This is a genomic window from Bacteroides ndongoniae (assembly GCF_900108345.1).
GTDB lineage: Bacteria > Bacteroidota > Bacteroidia > Bacteroidales > Bacteroidaceae > Bacteroides > Bacteroides ndongoniae.
The window spans coordinates 759222-778031 of sequence record NZ_FNVV01000014.1 but is presented as its reverse complement, the minus strand read 5'-3'; the positions used below and the strand labels follow the sequence as shown (position 1 = coordinate 778031).

Below are 18810 nucleotides of genomic sequence, written 5' to 3'. Positions count from 1 at the left end.
AAGTGCATGGATGCCGAGAGTTTTAAAAGAATGTTTTTACCTTGTCACGCTAAACTGTATGGGGTGGCCTACAGGCTGTTGGAGAATGCTTCCGATGCCGAAGATGTGCTGCAGGAGGCCTACCTGAAACTGTGGAGCAAGCGGGAAGAACTGACGGTTATCAGCAATCCGGAAGCCTTTGCCGTCACGATGGTGAAGAATATGTGCTTCGACTTGCTTCGTTCGGGCCAGTATCTTTCCGACAGGCAAAACCTGCCACTGACCGAGGAAGTGCAGCGCGTCGGCCTCTCTTCTGACGGTTGGGAAACGAAAGAGGATGCCAGAGTGGTGAAAACGCTGATAGCGCGTCTGCCTTTGCAACAGCGGCTGGTGATTACCTTGCGCGATGTGAAAGGCTGTTCTTACGAAGAGGTGGAGCGGCTGACGGGGCTGAACTCGGTTAATGTGCGTGTGTTACTGTCGAGGGCGAGAAAGAAAATACGTGAGGAATTTACTAAATGGAACAACTATGAAAGTCGATGAAGTGGAAAGATTGCTCGCTGCCTATTACGAAGGGGCAACGGACGAGCACGAAGAAAAAAGGTTGAAGGAGGCTTTGCTGTCACAGGATCTGCCGGAACATCTGGAACCGGATGGACGACTGCTGGCAGCGTTGGAAGCAGAAAACATGGAGGAAATACCTGTGCCGGCCGGACTGGAAGAAAGACTTTCGTGCCTGATAGACCGGAAAGATGAAGAGGCTCCACACTTCCTGCGCCGTAACCGTGTGCGGAGAAACTGGCGTTGGGTGGCCGGTATAGCAGCCACATTCCTATTGCTGACAGTGATCGGGTGGGGAGTGTCGACGATGGACAAGCAGACTGTTCCGCCTACACCGCTGGACACGTTCAGCGATCCACAGGAAGCCTATCAGGTGTTGCAGGCCACACTCTCGGAAATGTCGAGCAACTGGAGGGCTGGGTTGGAACAGATGCAGGAAGTACAGTTGCAGATGAACGTGGTACAGAAAGAAGTGAAACAAGAATTATCCAAATAAAAACCGTAGATTGTTATGAGAACCGTCAGATTACTTTTAGTCAGCCTATTGCTGGCATTCCCCCTGCTGAGCCAGGCCCAACAGGAGTTGTTCAAGAAATACAGCGACATGAAGAACGTGTCGTCTGTCTACATTTCCAAAGCCATGCTGGAGATGAACCCCAGCCTGTTTACAAAGGACATCTACATTGGCAAGGCGGCTTCGCAGCTGAACTCGGTGCAGATCATCTCGACGATGGACAAAATGATCAAAGCGGATTTGCTGAAAGACATCCGTGAGATGGTTAAGTCCTCGCGCTACGAGCTGCTGATGAAGCAGAAGGGAACGGTATCATCTTCCGAATTCTACGTCAGCCGCAAGGGCGACAAGGTAAAGGAACTGGTAATGATAACCAACGGCGCCGCCACACTGAAGTTCGTCTATCTGGAAGGAGAGATGACGACGAAAGACGTACAGAGCCTGTTGCTTTATCAGAACGCGAGCGGATATGTATCTCCAGCCCGTGTGTACCAGCGGGGGGAACTGGAAAGCATGGGCATACACATGCCCGATATGGATTGGGACAACCTGCAGAAAACTTTCAAGTCGGATGAATGGAAGAAGTTTGTGAAGGACATCAAGGAGCTGAGTGATAGCTCAAAGTTGCAGGAGTAGAAGCATTGTATAGTTAGCAATTTGCATAATCAGGACAGATATACTGGGAAAAAGATAGTATATCTGTCCTGTTTTTTTTTATCTTTGCAAAGTAACAACAACGATCTAATTTGCTTTGCTTATGAAGAGATATGGCTTATCCGTCTTGTTTTTGTTTGCACTGTTTCTTCCTGTGCTGCATGCCCAGCTTACGTTGTACGAATGCAGGCAGCAGGCACGCGACAATTATCCCCTTATCCGCCGGTATGGTTTGATTGAAAAAGCTGCGCAATACAGCGTGGCCAATGCGGCAAAAGCCTATTTGCCGCAGGTCAGCCTCTCGGCCAAGGCTTCCTATCAGAGCGATGTGACCCGCTTACCTTTCGAACTGCCGGGCATCGATGTAGACTTTATGCCGAAAGATCAGTATCAGGTGATGATACAGGTACAGCAGTCCGTTTGGGATGGAGGCGAGACAAAGTGGCGCAAACAGCAGGTTCGTGCCGATGCGGAGGTAGACAGGGAGAAACTGAATGTAGATATGTATGCCTTGGACGAACGGGTAAACCAGCTTTTCTTCGGTATCTTGTTGCTCGATGAGCAGTTGGAACAAAACCGCTTGTTGCTCGACGATCTGGATCGTACCCACCGTACGGTAAGCATTTGTATCGACAATGGGACTGCAAACCGCAGCGACTTGGACGAAGTGGCCGTGGAGCAGCTTTCGATCCGCCAGCAACAGGTGTCTTTGGAAGCTTCCAGGCGGGCGTATGCCGATATGTTGTTACTCTATCTGGGGCGTAAGCCTGAAGAAGAAATCAAGCTGCAGAAACCGGTTGCCGAGGAACCGTCGGACTGGCAGAACCGTCGGCCTGAATTGCGTTGGTACGATGCACAGTCGGCTTTGTTGGGAGTGCAGGATGCGTCGCTGGCGGCAGGGTTCATGCCACGTCTGGGAGTTTTCATGCAAGGAGCTTATGGCAATCCGGGACTGAATATGTTGCAGGACAAATTCAAGTCTTACTTTGTGGCCGGTGTCAGTCTGTCCTGGAATCTGGGAAGGCTGTATACCTTGAAGAACGACCGCCGACTGATCGAAAACAATCGCCTGATGTTGGAGACGGGCCGGCAGACGTTTCTGTTCAATACCAGCCTGGAAGTGACCCGTCAGGAAGCAGACGTGAACGCTTTACGCCGTCAGATGGCGGATGATGACGAGATTATCCGTTTGCGTACCCGCATCCGGCAAGCATCGGAAGCCAAACTGCAGAACGGTGCATATACCGTAAACGATCTGTTGCGTGACATTACAGAAGAAAATCTGGCGCGTCGGCAAAAGGCCCTGCATGAAGTACAGCTGTTGATGAAGCTATACGACTGGAAGCATGCAGTGGGAGAGTGATGATCCTACGCTCCCGGAGCCATAACGGATTCTTTTTTGATAAAACAATAAAAGCGATTAAAATACAGGTATCTATGAAAACATTTGCAACAATATTCTTGCTTATTGCCTGTGTGTCCTGCTCGGACGGAACCGGTCATTACGATGCTACAGGTACTTTTGAAACAACCGAGGTCGTTGTGTCGTCCGAGACGTCGGGCAAACTTCTGCGTATGGACGTAGAAGAAGGGATGAGGCTGAAAGCCGGTCAGACAGTCGGGATTGTAGACACAGTGCAGCTTTACCTGAAAAAACTGCAGTTGGAGGCCAATGCCCGTTCTGTACAGGGACAGCGTCCCGACATACGGAAGCAGATTGCAGCCACACAGGAACAGATACGCCAGGCCGAGCGCGAACGTGACCGTGTGAAACGTTTGTTCGAAGCCGATGCCGCTAACCGCAAGCAACTGGACGATGCCGAATCTTTGCTTCAGGTGCTTCGCAAACAGTTGGATGCTCAGAATTCGACGCTACAGAATAGCGACCGGAGCCTGACGTGGCAGTCTTCATCGGTAGATATCCAGGTGGCACAAGTGAACGATCAGTTGGCCAAGTGCCACATTACGGTTCCCATGCAGGGAACTGTCTTGGCGCAATATGCGGAAGCGGGCGAGTTTGTAGCTCCCGGTACTCCGCTATTCCGTTTGGGCGATATGGAGCAGATGTATCTTCGTGCCTATATTACCAGCGACCAGCTGGCCGATGTCCGTTTGGGGCAGAAAGTGAAGGTGGTGGCTGATTATGGAGGCGAACAGCAGCATGAGTATGAGGGAAAGGTGACGTGGATTTCGGATACGTCGGAATTTACTCCTAAAAATATTCTGACCAAAGACGAACGTGCCAATCTGGTCTATGCCATAAAAGTTTCTGTCCGCAACGACGGTATGTTGAAGATTGGCATGTATGGAGGCATTGTGTTCGACTGATACGGAGGCTTTGAGTATGGATGAAGTGGTTGTTGCAGATAACCTGCGGAAAAGTTACGGGCGGGTGACGGCACTCGACGGTGTATCCTTGCGTGTGCGGAAGGGTGAGATATTTGGACTTATCGGCCCTGATGGGGCAGGTAAGACTACCTTGTTCCGCATCCTGACTACCTTGTTGCTGGCTGATAGCGGTAGGGCTACGGTGGCCGGCTTCGATGTAGAACGGCAATACAAGGAGATACGGCGGAGAGTAGGGTACATGCCGGGACGCTTTTCGCTTTATCAGGACCTGACAGTAGAAGAGAATTTGCAGTTTTTTGCGACAGTGTTTGGCACTACAATTCGCGAGAACTACGAATTGGTGCGCGATATTTACAGTCAGATAGAGCCTTTCCGTACGCGTAGGGCCGGAGCCTTGTCGGGTGGCATGAAGCAGAAGCTGGCGTTAAGCTGTGCCCTGATTCACAAACCGGAAGTCCTGTTTCTTGACGAACCTACCACAGGGGTAGACCCCGTCTCACGCCGCGAGTTGTGGGACATGCTCCGACGTCTGCGCGAGCAGGGCATTACCATTGTTGTTTCTACCCCTATCGTCGACGAGGCACGGCAGTGCGACCGCATTGCCTTTATCAGCGAAGGACAGGTGCGGGGCATTGATACTCCAGACATTATTCTGGAGCGTTTTGCCGATATACTTTGTCCGGCAGGGTTGTCGCACAGTGAGAAAAACAACAAGGGTACTCCTGTGATTGAAGTAGAAAATCTGACCAAACAGTTCGGTTCGTTTGTTGCTGTCGACCATATATCCTTTGAGGTACGCCGCGGCGAGATATTTGGTTTTCTGGGAGCAAACGGAGCGGGCAAGACGACAGCCATGCGCATGCTGACGGGCTTGAGCCGTCCGTCGGCAGGAAGGGCTACGGTGGCCGGCTTCGATGTAGGGCGACAACCGGAAGAAGTGAAGCGGCATATCGGATATATGAGCCAGAAGTTTTCGCTTTACGAGGATTTGAAGGTGTGGGAAAACATCCGTTTGTTTGCCGGTATCTATGGAGTGAAAGAGGCTGACATAAAGCGGCGGACCGATGAAGTACTGCAACGGATCGGACTGGAAAAAGAACGGAACAGCCTGGTTAGCAGTTTGCCGTTGGGTTGGAAGCAGAAACTGGCTTTTTCGGTAGCGGTGTTTCACAATCCGGAAATTGTTTTTCTGGATGAACCGACAGGTGGGGTAGACCCTGCTACCCGCCGTCAGTTCTGGGAATTGATTTATCAGGCTGCCGACAGGGGCATTACGGTGTTTGTCACGACTCATTTCATGGACGAGGCCGAATACTGCGACCGCATTTCCATCATGGTAGACGGCAAGATACGTGCCCTTGACTCGCCCGACGGACTAAAACGCACTTTTCATGCAGCTACGATGGACGAAGTATTCCGCCAACTGGCCCGTGCAGCGGAGAGGGCGGCTTGTTGAGGCCGGTGTCTGATTTCTGGTATCAAAAAAACGATGATTGACGATTATGAAACAGTTTCTCATATTTGCAGGCAAGGAGTTCCGGCACATTTTCCGCGACCGGCGGACGATGCTCATCCTGCTTGTCATGCCTGTGGTGCAGATTATTCTTTTCGGTTTTGCCATCACTACCGAAGTACAGAATGTACGGATGGCGGTGCTTGACCCATCGGATGATGTGCTGACACGGCGCATTATCGAACAACTGGATGCTTCGGAATACTTTACTTTGTCTGCCCGCTTCCAGACTCCGCAGGAGATGGACGAAGCTTTTCGCCGCTCGCAGGTAGACATGGCTGTTGTGTTCACTCCTGATTTTTCCGACCGGCTTTATACGGGTGAGTCGGCCGTGCAGCTTGTTTGCGATGCCACCGATCCTAATACGGCAACCATGCAGACCAGCTATGCTACAGGTATTATTGCCGCTGCCACGCGCCAACTGTTACCGGCTGGTGTTTCTGTCCCAACCATCCAACCCGAAGTGAAGTTACTTTATAATCCTCAGATGAAGAGCGTCTACAACTTTGTGCCTGGCGTCATGGGACTCATTCTGATGCTGATTTGCGCCATGATGACTTCCATATCAATTGTACGCGAGAAAGAGACGGGCACGATGGAAGTGTTGTTAGTATCACCTGTACGGCCATTCTTTCTGATTCTGTCGAAGGCAGTTCCTTATTTTGTCTTGTCGTTTGTCAATCTTGCTACCATCCTGTTGTTATCGGTTTATGTGCTTCATGTACCTGTAGCGGGCAGTTTGTTGTGGCTTGTGGCAGTGTCGTTGCTTTTCATTTTTGTGTCGCTTTCGTTAGGCTTGCTCATTTCTACGGTGACGCAGACTCAGGTGGCAGCCATGTTGGCTTCGGGGTTGATGCTGATGATGCCTACAATGCTGTTATCCGGTATGATTTTCCCGGTCGAGAGTATGCCGTGGGTACTTCAGGGCATTTCGGCTCTCATTCCGGCACGCTGGTATATACAGGCTGTGCGAAAACTGATGATACAAGGGGTAGATGTAGTTAATGTGCTTTCCGAAGTTGCAGTATTGTCGGGGATGGCTGTTCTGCTGATAACAGTCAGTTTGAAGAAGTTTAAAAACAGATTGGAGTAACCGCTATGATAAAATATCTGATAGAAAAAGAGTTTAAACAGCTTTTCCGGAATCCGTTCATTCCGAAACTGATTCTGTTGTTTCCCTGCATGATTATGATTCTGATGCCTTGGGCAGCCAGTCTGGAGATAAAGAACATACGGCTGGATATTGTGGATGGTGATCATAGCGCATTGTCGAGGAGGCTGGTAGAGAAAGTGATGGCTTCTACCTACTTTCATGTCAAGGCCTGTCCGGATACGTACGACGAAGGGTTGCGACATGTCGAGGAAGGCATGGCGGATATTGTATTGGAAATTCCACGTAATTTTGAGAAAGACTGGATGACAGGTCATAGTCCCCGCCTGCTGATTGCAGCCAATGCGGTGAATGGTACAAAAGGAGGTATGGGGAGTTCTTATCTGGCTTCTATTGTTTCTGATTATGCCCGTGATTTGGCAGAAAGCGAAGGGCGGTCTGCTTCTTCCGTTGTCCGTTTGCCTCAAGTAGAAGTACAGACACTGAATCTTTTCAATCCCAGGCTCAATTACAAGCTTTTTATGGTACCGGCATTGATGGTAATGCTGCTGACGCTGATATGCGGGGCACTGCCGGCGCTGAATGTGGTCGGTGAGAAAGAAGCGGGTACTATCGAACAAATCAACGTGACGCCGGTTGGGAAATTTACTTTCATCATTGCCAAACTGATTCATTACTGGCTGATAGGGCTTTTGGTACTTTCCATCTGCTTCTTGCTGGCCTGGGCATTGTATGGCATTTTGCCTGTAGGACATTTCCTCACCATCTATTTCTTCTCAATTATCTTTTTGCTGTTGATATCCGGATTCGGTCTGGTGGTTTCCAATTATTCTTCTACGCTCCAGCAGGCCATGTTTGTTATGTTTTTCTTTATTCTGATTCTGGTACTGATGAGCGGTTTGTTTACTCCTATTCACAGCATGCCCCGTTGGGCGCAAACCATTACTTACATCAATCCTTTGCGATACTTTGTCGAAGTAATGCGTACGGTATACCTTCGTGGAGGAGGAATCCTTGATTTGCTTCCGCAATTAGGCGCGTTGATCCTGTTTGCTGTAGGCTTCAACTTGTGGGCGGTCGTGAGTTACAGGAAGAACAGTTGACGTAGAAGCATAAAAGAAAAAAGTATGCGATAACCGATCTTTTTGTTACTTTTGCCGGAAAATAGAAAACTATGTCAGAAGAATCGAAAAATACTTATGATGAGTCTTCGGTGAAGGCTTTACTGGAATGGGCTCAAACTGTAAAACTGCCTAAAGAGTTGGAACTGAGCGATGCGGAATATGTTTTTGATACATCCATGTATTTGCAGTCGAATATCAGCGATATAAAAGCACACTATCCCGATCCGTTCTACAATGCGGCCATCGACCGTCTGAATAAACTGAAAGCAAAAGTAGAAGCCGATAATCTGTAAGGCTTGCGACCGGTTGTATCTCTCATTTTAAGTGCCGGTCTTTTCCTTCCCGCCAGGCTTCTATCAGTCTGCGGGCAATGCTCAGTTTTCGGGGAAGTTCCGGCAGATTGTCCCGATGATAAAAAGCACCGGCACTGAGTTCGTCTTTCTGCAATTTTATTTCTCCGCTTTCGTAGTCGGCAAAGAAACCCACCATCAGTCCGCTGGGATAGGGCCAAGGCTGGCTGTCGAAATAGGTAATGTTGCGGATGGTCAGGCCGGTTTCTTCCATCACTTCGCGGCGGACGCATTGCTCCAGTGTTTCGCCAGCCTCAAGAAATCCTGCTACGAGCCCGTAGAAGGTGCCACGGAAGTTGTGAGCGTGTACCAGCAGAATCTCTTCACCCCGACGTACCAGTACGATGATGGCTGTGGCAATGGGAGGATACATTTCGTTGCCGCATCGGGGACATTTCTTCATGATGTCTGTCTGTTGTTCAGTGGCTGTGCCACATACGGGGCAGTAGCGGCTGTGTGCATCCCAATAAAGTATCTGGTAAGCTTTTCCGGCAGCCTTGTATTCTTCTAACGGAAGATAGTCGAACGAAGCCCGCAGGCCGGTCATGATCCATTGGTCTGTCTCTGCGATGGGATGATTGATGGAAAAGGTGTAGACCTGTGTACCGTTAGGCAGTGTCACCCGGTGCACATGCTGTTCTTCGGAAGGCGCAACGGGCAATTGGTTGCCGGTAGGCACAGTGCATGTGCCATCAGCTTGTTTCTGCATCAGCAGGTTGTCCTTGAAGAAGACAAACCATTGTGCTGCCTTATCACTCGTATCTTTCATTGCTTTTTTCTCTTTTTTAGGGTCAGAAGTTCACGTTTATGCCTCCCATGAAAGTCGCTTTCGGCATGGGGTATCCGGCGTTGATTTCGTAACGTTGTGCCAGCAGGTTTTCTCCTTTCACGAAAAGGCTTGCAAAGTTACACAGTCGATAGCTTGCATTCAAGTCCCAGAGCACAAAACTTTCCTGTTTTTCCTGTCCTTTCGTAACCGAAGTATAAAGTCCTTTGATGTATTGCATGCCGCTTGTCAGTGTCCATCGGCCTTGCCGGTAGCTGATACCTGCGTACAGTTTGTGCTCCGGAGCGGCCAGTACGGGGTTCTCCATGTGCAGCCAGCTGTAGTTGGCATTGGCTTGCCAGCGGGCATTGAAGCGGTAGGCTATGTTAGTTTCTACTCCCCAGTTTTCTATTTTTCCCGAGTTCATGTTTTTGCGCTGCGAAGGATCTACCATGATGATGTTTTTACCATTGATGTAATATAGGTTGAGTCCATAGTTCAGGCGGTTGTCGCAGAGGCGTTGGGTGTATGACAGTTCGTAGTTCACGAGGCTTTCCGGCTTCAGGTCAGGATTCTTGGAGAACATGAACATTTCGCGGATCGTCGGGTTACGGAATCCTTTGCTTACCATAGCCTTCATTTCGGCTTGCTGGGGCAGGTGGAAGGCCAGACCACCCTGCGGGATCCATTCGGTACCCGTGTGCGAGTGGTAGTCGATACGCAGGCCGGCATCGAGCGACAGCCAGGTGCTGATGTTCTGTCGGAAATCGACGTAGCCCGCAAACTCATCCAGTTGTTTGTCTACCTGAGGTTGTCTTTCGCCTGTTGCCAGTACCTGATACCACGATTCTCCGCCAAAATGCTGGTAGTCGAATCCGGCTGTGATGCGGTTGCCTTCGAACAGGGTTGCACTTTGGTACAGCGAGATTCCCATCATGCGGTCTTTGGAGTTGAAGTGGGAAGTCTGTGGCTCTTCGTCCGGATGGTAACCGTCGTTTATCTTGTGGCGCCCCCAGTTGTAGAAGAAACTCAAGGCACCCGAGGTACGGTCGTAATGGTTTTCGAGGGCGGCCGATGCCATGCCGCGTGTGATGCGCGAGTCGTTGTCGATGTAAGGAGCTGCAATTGTACCGGGGTTGGAGGCATTGAAGTGAGTAGCGTTCAGGTCGCCCCACACTTTCCAGTGGTTGCTGAGGTCGTAGCCCAGTTTGACGTAGCCGCCATATTGCTCAAATTCCATGTCGGGACGGTGCCCGTCACTTCGGTTATACGAGCCGGTAGCGACGCTTCTGAACCGTCCGTGCTTCACGCGGTTGGATACCTCGGTCTGTAGTGTGTTGTACGAGCCATAGCCAAGTTGCAGATCGGTCTTTGTTCCTTCTTCCTGCATTTGTCGGGTGACGATGTTGATAACGCCTCCCATGGCATTCGAACCGTAGAGTACCGATGCCGGTCCACGCAGCACTTCGACCCGTTCGGTCATCATCGTCTGGTAGGCATCGGCTATGGGGTGTCCCATCAGGCCCATGTATTGCGGATGTCCGTCGATAAGCACTAGCAGACCGGCTGTAGGGCTTCCTCCCACACCTCGCAGGCTCATGCCTCCGGCAGCACCGGTCGATACTCCGTAGCCCATAATGCCTCGGCTGGTGGTAAAGAAGCCGGGAACCTGTTCGGTCAGTGTTGGCAACACCGAAGGCTGGTAATTGCTTTCCAGTTGCTTCCGGTCTACCACCGAGATGGTCATGGGCAGGTGGCGTATATCGGTTTCGTTACGGGTGCCTGTCACAACGACTTCGTCGGTTGTCAGCGTGCGGGCAATGCGGGTACTGTCTTCTTGTCCACGGACAGGAAGAACGGTCAGGAACAGGAAGGCACACATGCCTTCCAGCAGGTTCAGTTTCTTCATGCGTTTTTTCTCTGATTGGAGATAAATTTTTCTATAACTGGGAAAATTTCTTTGGCCGATTGGAGGTCACGGCTGGCTTGCTCCAGCGGACACCATCCGGTACGGTCGCGGTTGATGATGTGGTCTACCACTTCGTCGCAGCTTACCTTGGCGCCGGCTTCTTGTAACAACCGGAGGGCTGGCTCACTGATGGTGCGGGTATAGACTTCGGCTACGCCGCCCAGCACCATGAGCGAGGCGGCAGCTTTTCCGATTACCTTGTCGGCAATGGAAGCGCCTTGGAGAAAATCCGGCTCTGTCACCAACAGGTCATACAGATCGGCTACACCCCGTTGTGTGAACGTACGGATGCAGTCACCATGAGCTATCACGCAGGAGTATCCTCCTGCGTGAAGCATTTCTATCAGTTCTTTCATTCTTGTTTTTGTTACAGCGTTTCTTGTTTCAGTTGTTCCACATATCGGTCGATGCGGTGCAACTCTTTGGGGATGTCAATGCTTTGCGGGCAGTGCGAGTTGCATTGTTTGCATCCGATGCAATGACTGGCCTGGCGCAGACGGGGTACACTGCGGTCGTAGCCTACCAGGAAAGCGCGGCGTGCTTCGCGATAGTTGGCATGTTCCTGCGAGGTGGGCAGGTTGCCTTCGTTCACACATTTGTTGTAGTGAAGCAGTACGGCAGGAATGTCGATGCCGTAGGGGCAGGGCATGCAGTACTTGCAATCGTTGCAAGGGATGGTAGGGTACTGTTTCATCAGGTCGGCTGTCTGCTGCAGAAATTCGAAATCGTCGTCAGTCAGTGGTACGAGTGGTGAGTAGGTCCGCAGGTTGTCTTGCAGATGTTCCATGTAGGTCATGCCGCTCAATACAGTAAGAACACCGGGGAACGTGCCTGCAAAGCGGAAGGCCCAGGATGCTACACTTGCTTCAGGCCCACGTTGCTTGATGCGTGCCACCAGATGCTCGGGCAGTTTCGAGAGGCGGCCACCCAGCAGCGGTTCCATGATGATGGCGGGAATATGGCGTTTCTCCAGTTCGGCGTACAGGTAGTCGGCATTTACGTTGTTGCCCGAGGCGTATTGCCAGTCTACGTAATTGAGTTGTATCTGTACGAAGTCCCAATGCACCTGGTCGTGCATGGCCAGCACTTCGTCGAACACTTCTTTGGTTCCGTGGAACGAGAATCCCAGATTGCGGATACGTCCCGCTTCACGTTCCTTCATCAGGAAGTCTATCATGCCGTTTTCGATGTAGCGGGCACGGAAGGTCTCGATGCCACCGTTACCGATGGAGTGCAGCAGATAGTAGTCAATGTAGTCCACCTGTAGTTCCGAAAACGAGCGGTTGTACATGGCGATGGAGTTCTCGCGTGTATAGTTGGAGAAGTTGGACAGCTTGGTGGCCACGAAGAACTTCTCGCGTGGATGGCGTTTCAGGGCGATGCCGGTCGACTTCTCCGACCATCCCTGTACGTATACGGGCGACGTGTCGTAGTAGTTCACACCGTGTGCCATGGCGTAATCTATCAGTTCGTTTACGGCATCCTGGTCGATGACGTTACCTCCTTTTTCAGGAGCGGGCAGGGTAGGCCAGCGCATACATCCGTATCCCAGTAAGGAGACTTTTTCTTTTGTTTTCGGATTTTCGCGCAGGGTCATTTTGTCGGTCGGAACTTCTCCCTGTGCCTGTAGCGAGGCCGAGTTCGAATCCTTCGGTCCGCATCCCGTCAGCGCTACGGTTGCAGTAGCTGTACTGATGCCTACAATTTTCAGAAATTCGCGGCGGGAAATGTCTTTATGATGATTTTGATCGTTCATTGTTGCAAAGTGTTTAGTAATAAAGTGTAAAGAAGTTATAGAAGTCGGGCAGGTGTTTTGTGCTTATTGCTTGCTGCCCGTTCCTCTTTATTAAATAATCCGGTGGCGTTCATGTCCTTCCACATAGATGGCTGTGAACGGACGTGCCGGACAAAGGTTCTCGCAGGCGCCGCAGCCGATACAGCGTTCGGTGTCGATAGCGGGGAACTTGCGCGAGTCCGGATTGTTGGCATCCGAAGGTACCATTGTTATGGCGCCTGTCGGACAGTGGCGGGCACAATTGCCGCATTCTACACCGTCGGTTTTCACCACACAGTTTCGTTTGATCCATACGGCATGGCCTATCTGGATAGCCGACTTATCGGCTACCGTGATCGGTTTGATGGCTCCCGTAGGGCAGACGTCCGAACACTTGGTACACTCGGGACGGCAGTAGCCGCGTTCGTACGAAGAGAAAGGTTGCATCAGTGTCATCAGATCTGTTGAAGGACGCAGTACTTCGTTGGGACATACCGATACGCAAAGCTGGCAGGCGGTACAATGTTGTGCAAAGTGTCGTGCTCCCTGAGCTCCCGGTGGCAGGATGGGTGTCTTGCGGTTGGGTATCTTTTTGTCTTCGATGGTAGCCAGCCCGCCATCTACTTTCATTTCCTGAGCTTTCAGTACGGCTGCCGAGGCTGCCAGTGCCGACGATGCCAGGAAGGCACGACGTGAGCTATCTTTTTCGGTTTTTGGTTCTGCTTTCGCAACTCCGGCTTTGACCGGATGTCTGTAGCTCACTGCCTGGTGTTTGCATTTGTCCAGACAATCCATGCAGGCCACGCAACGGCTGTAGTCTATTTGGTGATTCTTGATGTCGATACACGAAGCTTTGCAATTGCGTGCGCAAAGGTTGCAGTTGATGCACTTATCCGTGTCGATAACCGGCTTCAAATAAGCATATCTGGACAGGAAGCCGAGTATGGTACCTACCGGGCAAATGGTGTTGCAATAGGTTCGTCCGCTTCTCCATGCCAGTACGATGAGGATTACCAGGGTAACGGCTGCAATGACGAAAGTCGGGACGCTCTTCAGCCACACGGTGGTATCGTAGAACGCATAACTGTCGGCACGTTCGGCCAGGTAGGCCAGCAGATTGTTTCCCCACTGGTAGAGGGGAGCAAACAGGTTGTTGGCAATACGTCCGTATGCACTGTAGGGAGCCAGTAGGGCGACAAACGAGTGTACACCTGCCACCAGTGCGACGGCGAATACTCCCAATACACCGTATCGCAGCCACGACAGGGCGGGCGAGTAGCGGTAACGGTTCTTCTTGGTCTTTTTGGAAAACCAGGCCACTATGTCCTGAAATACTCCCAGCGGACAAATGACCGAACAGTAGACACGTCCCAGCAACAGCGTGAGGATCACCAGCGCCAGCACTACTCCCACGTTGAGAGCCAGCAGGGCAGGCAGAAACTGAATTTTAGCCATCCAGCCGAACCACGTATGCAACGTTCCCGTAAAGTCGAGGAACAGCAACGTAATGAGTGCGAAGAACAGGACAGCAAGTGTTAGTCTGATTTTACGTAACATAAATAGTAGTTATTAGAAATTTGTGTGTATCTTAATTAAAATAGTTTTATAACCGTGCAAATATAGCAATTCTGACTTTACGGTTGATTATCCTTTTTACGCTTTTTGCAACATCTTGCAACAGCAGATTGGGGGATAATGTACAGTTCCTTTTTCCCGGATTGCTTATTTGGGTATTTGGGGCTCTATTTTTTCTCTGTTTTTTGTTGGGAGGAAGCGCAGATAGTTTTATATTTGCCCCGATGCTAATCCTTAAAAATCTGCTTGCTATGAAGCAATCACTGACAAACGTATGGAGATTTTATCGCGACGGTTTTCGTGGTATGACCTTGGGACGTACGCTGTGGCTTATTATCCTGATAAAGCTGTTCGTTATTTTCTTTGTACTCCGCCTGTTTTTCTTCCCCGATTTTCTTAATAGCCGGGCATCCGATGAAGCCGGACAGAGCGATTATGTAGGCCGTGAACTCATTCAGCGGGCAGTAAAGTGAGGATAGCTTTTTATGGCTGAATTTTATGTGTAATTTAACCCGATCTTTTATCTATGTTCGAGAGTATTGACACTTCCCTGATCGACTGGTCAAGAGCACAATTTGCCTTGACAGCTATCTATCACTGGATTTTTGTTCCGCTGACTTTGGGATTGGCGGTGATTATGGGCATTATGGAGACGATATATTATCGTACCCGTAATGAGTTCTGGAAGCAGGCTGCCCAGTTCTGGATGCGACTTTTTGGCATCAATTTTGCCATAGGTGTGGCCACCGGGCTGATACTGGAGTTTGAGTTCGGTACCAATTGGAGTAACTATAGCTGGTTTGTGGGCGATATTTTCGGAGCGCCGTTGGCCATCGAGGGAATACTGGCTTTCTTTATGGAAGCTACTTTCATTGCAGTCATGTTTTTCGGCTGGGGGAAGGTGAGTCGCCGTTTTCATCTTACTTCTACCTGGCTCACCGGACTGGGGGCAACGATTTCTGCCTGGTGGATTCTGGTTGCCAATGCCTGGATGCAGAATCCTGTCGGTATGGTGTTCAACCCCGATACGGCACGCAACGAAATGGTCGACTTCTGGGCTGTGGCCACATCGCCGATGGCCGTTAATAAGTTTTTTCATAGCATACTTTCGGGCTGGGTATTGGGTGCCGTTTTTGTAGTGGGTGTCAGTTGCTGGTACCTGTTGCGGCGCCGTCACAAGGAGTTTGCGCTGGCCAGTATCAGGGTAGGGGCCTGGGTAGGTTTGTTTGCCGCACTGATGTCGGCCTGGACGGGTGATGGTTCCGGGTATCAGGTAGCCCAGAAACAGCCTATGAAGCTGGCAGCCATGGAAGGCTATTACGAAGGACAGCAAGGAGCCGGACTGGTGGCTTTCGGCATTCTGAATCCGGACAAACAGACACCGGCTGACGGGGTAGAACCTTTTCTGATGCGTATCGAATTGCCCAAGATGCTATCGCTCCTGGCCGAACGCGATCCGAATGCTTTTGTGCCGGGCATCAATAATTTGTTGGAAGGAGGCTACCGGCTGAAAGATGGCAGTCAGGCTTTGTCGGCTGAGGAGAAGATGGCGCGTGGCCGGAAGGCAATAGCTGCTTTTGCCGCTTATCGCACGGCTAAGGCCGACGGCAATGAAGAAGTTGCGGCTGAAGCAGCCGTAGTGTTGCAGGACAATGTAGCTTATTTTGGTTACGGGTATATAAAGGATGTCAACGAGCTGGTGCCTAATGTGCCGCTTACGTTCTACATGTTCCGGGTCATGGTGATGCTGGGTGGATATTTCATCCTGTTTTTTGCAGTGCTTCTGTTTTTGGTCTACCGGAAGAATCTGGCAGAGATGCGCTGGATGCATTGGATTGCCCTGTTCACTATTCCGTTGGGTTATCTGGCCGGACAGGCCGGTTGGGTAGTGGCCGAATGCGGCCGTCAGCCTTGGGCCATACAGGACATGCTGCCTACTTCGGCTGCCATTTCGAGGCTCGACGTGGGTTCGGTGCAGACAACTTTCTTCATCTTCTTAGTCCTCTTCACGGTATTGCTGATAGCCGAGATAGGCATCATGCTACGAGCCATTCGCAAGGGATTCTAAACACTGTCGTTTTATCGTAAAATCAAAAAAAGAATATTCTGTATTTATGGATACTTATGCTTTTCTTCAGCAATATTGGTGGGCAATAGTTTCGCTACTGGGTGCTTTTCTTGTATTCCTGTTGTTTGTGCAGGGTGGTAACTCATTGCTGTTCTGTCTGGGCAAGACGGAAGAACACCGCAAAATGATGATCAATTCGACGGGACGTAAGTGGGAGTTTACGTTTACTACACTGGTTACTTTCGGTGGTGCGTTTTTCGCTTCTTTCCCATTGTTCTATAGCACCAGTTTCGGCGGTGCCTACTGGCTTTGGATGATTATTCTGTTCAGTTTCGTATTGCAGGCTGTCAGTTACGAATTTCAGTCGCAGGCGGGCAATCTTTTGGGTAAGAACACCTATCGTGTGTTTCTGGTCATCAACGGAGTAGTGGGGCCTGTGCTGTTGGGCGGTGCGGTAGCGACGTTTTTTACCGGTTCTGCATTCATTATCGACAAGGATAATATGGGTGATACGCTGATGCCCGTCATCAGTCGCTGGGCCAACGGCTGGCATGGGCTGGACGCACTGGCAAATCCGTGGAACGTGGTAATGGGACTGGCTGTCTTTTTCCTGGCGCGGGTGCTGGGTGCTCTCTACTTTATCAACAACATAGCCGATACGGAGCTTGTTGCGCGTTGTCGCCGTTCGTTGTGGGGAAACTCCGTGCTGTTCCTGATTTTCTTTCTGGCGTTTCTGGTACGTACGCTGGTAGCCGACGGCTTTGCCGTACAGCCCGAAAACGGCTGGATTTGCATGGAGCCATACAAATATCTGCACAACTTTCTGGCTATGCCCTGGGTACTTGTCATTTTTCTGTTAGGAGTTGCAGGGGTGCTGGGTGGCATTGTCCGTACCTTATGGAAACCCGGTTATGACAAAGGAATCTGGTTGTCTGGTGCGGGAACGATACTTGCGGTCTTTGCTCTTTTACTGACGGCAGGCTATAACCATACGGCTTATTATCCTTCCGTGGCCGACCTGCAAAGTTCGCTGACGCTGGCCAACAGTTGCTCCAGCCGTTTTACGCTCGAAGTGATGGCTTATGTTTCCATCCTGGTACCTTTTGTGCTGGCCTACATCTTCTATGCCTGGCGTCGTATCGACAGCCATAAGATTGATGCAGACGAAATGAAAGACGGGCATACTTATTGATGCCCGTCCTATGCTATATCATTTGACTTCCATGTTCGATGCGTCGAACGAAAGCGGAAGCAGATCGCCAACGCGTTTTATCTCGTAAATGCCTTTCCGTCCATACAGCAGGATGCGCATAGGGCGCTGGTGGCGTGTTTCGGTTTCGAGCATCACCTGACGGCAGGCACCGCAGGGAGGAATCGGATCGTCAAGAAATTCGCCTTGTTCGTTGCGGGCGGCGATGGCCAGTGTGGTCACGGCTTGTTCGGGATAGCGTGAGTTGGCGTAGAACAGGGTCGTACGTTCGGCACAGAGTCCCGACGGATAGGCTGCGTTTTCCTGGTTGCTGCCACATACGACAGTACCGTCGGCCAGGCGTGCGGCAGCTCCTACCGAGAAGTGCGAGTAGGGCGAATAGCTGCGGTGGGTAGCCTCGCAGGCGTTGTCTATCAGTTCGCGGTCGGCGTTGTCCAGTTCGTCGTAAGCATATACCTGGACATCGATACGGATATTCAGTTGTTTCATGGTGCAAGGTTTATTATAAGTGAATGATTATCGGGGTTAAGCCTTTTCCCTGCTTGCCGGATTTATATTCCCAGCAGCTTCATCGCTTTTTCTTGTTCGAAAAGCGAAAGGGATTTGGTTACGGTTTCGTAATTCTCTTTGTCGACGATGCGGGGCGCGAATATTCTCAGCACTTCCATCTTGTCGTCATCGAAGACATACAGTGACATCATGCGGGCGCATTGCTGGCAGGTGAAGTATTTGTTGTCGGCGCCGGCACGTATCAGTTTCATCTGTTCGTCTTTAAAAAGACGTGCCTTCACTTTGTTGTAGAAGTCGGTGAACTGTTTGTCGCTGATGGCACGTACCACGGGACGCGGCTTATGTCCCGGAACAACAACTACCGGTGGTTCCTGCGGGGCAGTGACGGGCGGCTCGGGCATGACTGGCTGGCGTTCCGATGTCTTGAAAGAATCCATGTAGACCAGGCGCCCCTCTTCGAAGCGTACGATGATGACGGTGGCTTCACTATCCAGCGGGTTCAGCATTTTCCGGTACTCCCATTCCTCCAGTCCGTAGTCCAGGCGGCGGTATTCGGGTTCTCCCAGTATTTTTGTGGTTTCTTCGGGTGACATGCCCTGTTTGATTTGGCCCAGAACATTGGAGTTGGAATAGAACATGCTTGAGCAGGAAGTCTGCAAGAGCAGATACATGGCTGCTACTCCTATAAGATAGCGTTTACATTTCATTTTTGTTTTCGGATAAGGTTGTTAACTCGGTTTCAAATGTAGCCAATTTAACTTATTTATGCCTCATCGGGTAGCT

General features: G+C 50.7%; 19 protein-coding genes. 12 read left to right on the top strand and 7 right to left on the bottom strand.

What is annotated here, in order from left to right; all coding sequences use genetic code 11:
• Positions 1-6: 6 nt before the first annotated feature.
• The 9 genes from BQ5591_RS14250 (at position 7) to BQ5591_RS14210 (ending at position 8098) form a co-directional block, all read left to right on the top strand.
• Complete coding sequence (locus BQ5591_RS14250) at positions 7-522, top strand: RNA polymerase sigma factor (protein WP_071149857.1); 516 nt, start codon at positions 7-9, stop codon at positions 520-522.
• Positions 509-1036, top strand: coding sequence for a hypothetical protein (locus BQ5591_RS14245; protein WP_022162281.1), 528 nt, complete (start codon positions 509-511; stop codon positions 1034-1036). The genes BQ5591_RS14250 and BQ5591_RS14245 overlap by 14 nt, the downstream gene beginning before the upstream one ends.
• A 15-nt stretch (positions 1037-1051) precedes the next feature.
• Positions 1052-1690 (top strand): DUF4252 domain-containing protein, encoded by a 639-nt coding sequence (locus BQ5591_RS14240; RefSeq protein WP_071149856.1) that lies wholly within the window; start codon positions 1052-1054, stop codon positions 1688-1690.
• A gap of 121 nt (positions 1691-1811) precedes the next feature.
• Positions 1812-3071, top strand: a complete 1260-nt coding sequence (locus tag BQ5591_RS14235) for a TolC family protein (protein ID WP_071149855.1) — start codon at positions 1812-1814, stop codon at positions 3069-3071.
• Between the two features lie 74 nt (positions 3072-3145).
• Positions 3146-4036 carry an HlyD family secretion protein gene (locus BQ5591_RS14230; RefSeq protein WP_071149854.1) on the top strand — a complete coding sequence of 297 codons (891 nt, stop codon included), beginning with the start codon at positions 3146-3148 and terminating at the stop codon, positions 4034-4036.
• Between the two features lie 16 nt (positions 4037-4052).
• A complete protein-coding gene (locus BQ5591_RS14225) occupies positions 4053-5513 on the top strand; it encodes an ATP-binding cassette domain-containing protein (RefSeq protein WP_071150740.1) in 1461 nt (486 codons plus the stop codon).
• Positions 5514-5559: 46 nt separating this feature from the next.
• Positions 5560-6663 (top strand): ABC transporter permease, encoded by a 1104-nt coding sequence (locus tag BQ5591_RS14220; RefSeq protein WP_071149853.1) that lies wholly within the window; start codon positions 5560-5562, stop codon positions 6661-6663.
• 5 nt (positions 6664-6668) lie between these two features.
• Positions 6669-7784: an ABC transporter permease gene (locus BQ5591_RS14215; protein ID WP_071149852.1), complete on the top strand. Its 1116-nt coding sequence runs from the start codon at positions 6669-6671 to the stop codon at positions 7782-7784.
• Between the two features lie 71 nt (positions 7785-7855).
• Positions 7856-8098, top strand: coding sequence for a DUF6965 family protein (locus BQ5591_RS14210; protein ID WP_022162273.1), 243 nt, complete (start codon positions 7856-7858; stop codon positions 8096-8098).
• Between the two features lie 22 nt (positions 8099-8120).
• Here the strand turns inward: BQ5591_RS14210 and nudC are convergent, their stop codons facing one another.
• From nudC to BQ5591_RS14185, 5 genes are all read right to left on the bottom strand, one after another.
• Positions 8121-8924 carry an NAD(+) diphosphatase gene (nudC, locus tag BQ5591_RS14205; RefSeq protein ID WP_071149851.1) on the bottom strand — a complete coding sequence of 268 codons (804 nt, stop codon included), beginning with the start codon at positions 8922-8924 and terminating at the stop codon, positions 8121-8123.
• 22 nt (positions 8925-8946) lie between these two features.
• Positions 8947-10830, bottom strand: coding sequence for a TonB-dependent receptor (locus BQ5591_RS14200; protein WP_083380990.1), 1884 nt, complete (start codon positions 10828-10830; stop codon positions 8947-8949).
• Positions 10827-11246: a DUF1893 domain-containing protein gene (locus BQ5591_RS14195; RefSeq protein ID WP_071149850.1), complete on the bottom strand. Its 420-nt coding sequence runs from the start codon at positions 11244-11246 to the stop codon at positions 10827-10829. The genes BQ5591_RS14200 and BQ5591_RS14195 overlap by 4 nt, the downstream gene beginning before the upstream one ends.
• Before the next feature lie 11 nt (positions 11247-11257).
• On the bottom strand, positions 11258-12646 hold the full coding sequence (locus tag BQ5591_RS14190) for an aldo/keto reductase (RefSeq protein ID WP_022163966.1): 1389 nt from the start codon (positions 12644-12646) through the stop codon (positions 11258-11260).
• Positions 12647-12736: 90 nt separating this feature from the next.
• Positions 12737-14221, bottom strand: a complete 1485-nt coding sequence (locus BQ5591_RS14185) for a 4Fe-4S binding protein (RefSeq protein WP_071149849.1) — start codon at positions 14219-14221, stop codon at positions 12737-12739.
• A gap of 269 nt (positions 14222-14490) precedes the next feature.
• On the opposite strand from BQ5591_RS14185, the gene BQ5591_RS14180 reads away from it, so the two are divergent.
• The 3 genes from BQ5591_RS14180 to BQ5591_RS14170 are packed head-to-tail and all read left to right on the top strand — an operon-like array spanning position 14491 to position 17499.
• Entirely contained in the window at positions 14491-14712 is a 222-nt protein-coding gene (locus BQ5591_RS14180; protein ID WP_022163969.1) for a DUF4492 domain-containing protein, read from the top strand.
• A 53-nt stretch (positions 14713-14765) separates the two neighbouring features.
• Positions 14766-16307, top strand: coding sequence for a cytochrome ubiquinol oxidase subunit I (locus BQ5591_RS14175; RefSeq protein ID WP_071149848.1), 1542 nt, complete (start codon positions 14766-14768; stop codon positions 16305-16307).
• A 46-nt stretch (positions 16308-16353) separates the two neighbouring features.
• On the top strand, positions 16354-17499 hold the full coding sequence (locus BQ5591_RS14170; RefSeq protein WP_071149847.1) for a cytochrome d ubiquinol oxidase subunit II: 1146 nt from the start codon (positions 16354-16356) through the stop codon (positions 17497-17499).
• An 18-nt stretch (positions 17500-17517) separates the two neighbouring features.
• On the opposite strand, the gene cdd is transcribed toward BQ5591_RS14170, so the two are convergent.
• On the bottom strand, positions 17518-18006 hold the full coding sequence (gene cdd, locus BQ5591_RS14165) for a cytidine deaminase (RefSeq protein ID WP_022163972.1): 489 nt from the start codon (positions 18004-18006) through the stop codon (positions 17518-17520).
• A 62-nt stretch (positions 18007-18068) separates the two neighbouring features.
• Complete coding sequence (locus tag BQ5591_RS14160) at positions 18069-18734, bottom strand: DUF4476 domain-containing protein (RefSeq protein WP_071149846.1); 666 nt, start codon at positions 18732-18734, stop codon at positions 18069-18071.
• Positions 18735-18810 lie beyond the last annotated feature (76 nt).

Excerpts from the sequence above, each read along its gene's own strand:
- BQ5591_RS14190 (WP_022163966.1), bottom strand. The coding sequence starts at position 12,646 with ATGAACGATCAAAATCATCATAAAGACATTTCCCGCCGCGAATTTCTG.
- BQ5591_RS14210 (WP_022162273.1), top strand. The coding sequence starts at position 7,856 with ATGTCAGAAGAATCGAAAAATACTTATGATGAGTCTTCGGTGAAGGCT.
- BQ5591_RS14230 (WP_071149854.1), top strand. The coding sequence starts at position 3,146 with ATGAAAACATTTGCAACAATATTCTTGCTTATTGCCTGTGTGTCCTGC.
- BQ5591_RS14200 (WP_083380990.1), bottom strand. The coding sequence starts at position 10,830 with ATGAAGAAACTGAACCTGCTGGAAGGCATGTGTGCCTTCCTGTTCCTG.
- BQ5591_RS14250 (WP_071149857.1), top strand. The coding sequence starts at position 7 with ATGGATGCCGAGAGTTTTAAAAGAATGTTTTTACCTTGTCACGCTAAA.
- BQ5591_RS14225 (WP_071150740.1), top strand. The coding sequence starts at position 4,053 with ATGGATGAAGTGGTTGTTGCAGATAACCTGCGGAAAAGTTACGGGCGG.
- BQ5591_RS14220 (WP_071149853.1), top strand. The coding sequence starts at position 5,560 with ATGAAACAGTTTCTCATATTTGCAGGCAAGGAGTTCCGGCACATTTTC.
- BQ5591_RS14180 (WP_022163969.1), top strand. The coding sequence starts at position 14,491 with ATGAAGCAATCACTGACAAACGTATGGAGATTTTATCGCGACGGTTTT.
- BQ5591_RS14170 (WP_071149847.1), top strand. The coding sequence starts at position 16,354 with ATGGATACTTATGCTTTTCTTCAGCAATATTGGTGGGCAATAGTTTCG.
- BQ5591_RS14245 (WP_022162281.1), top strand. The coding sequence starts at position 509 with ATGAAAGTCGATGAAGTGGAAAGATTGCTCGCTGCCTATTACGAAGGG.
- BQ5591_RS14185 (WP_071149849.1), bottom strand. The coding sequence starts at position 14,221 with ATGTTACGTAAAATCAGACTAACACTTGCTGTCCTGTTCTTCGCACTC.
- cdd (WP_022163972.1), bottom strand. The coding sequence starts at position 18,006 with ATGAAACAACTGAATATCCGTATCGATGTCCAGGTATATGCTTACGAC.
- BQ5591_RS14195 (WP_071149850.1), bottom strand. The coding sequence starts at position 11,246 with ATGAAAGAACTGATAGAAATGCTTCACGCAGGAGGATACTCCTGCGTG.
- BQ5591_RS14175 (WP_071149848.1), top strand. The coding sequence starts at position 14,766 with ATGTTCGAGAGTATTGACACTTCCCTGATCGACTGGTCAAGAGCACAA.
- BQ5591_RS14160 (WP_071149846.1), bottom strand. The coding sequence starts at position 18,734 with ATGAAATGTAAACGCTATCTTATAGGAGTAGCAGCCATGTATCTGCTC.
- nudC (WP_071149851.1), bottom strand. The coding sequence starts at position 8,924 with ATGAAAGATACGAGTGATAAGGCAGCACAATGGTTTGTCTTCTTCAAG.
- BQ5591_RS14215 (WP_071149852.1), top strand. The coding sequence starts at position 6,669 with ATGATAAAATATCTGATAGAAAAAGAGTTTAAACAGCTTTTCCGGAAT.
- BQ5591_RS14235 (WP_071149855.1), top strand. The coding sequence starts at position 1,812 with ATGAAGAGATATGGCTTATCCGTCTTGTTTTTGTTTGCACTGTTTCTT.
- BQ5591_RS14240 (WP_071149856.1), top strand. The coding sequence starts at position 1,052 with ATGAGAACCGTCAGATTACTTTTAGTCAGCCTATTGCTGGCATTCCCC.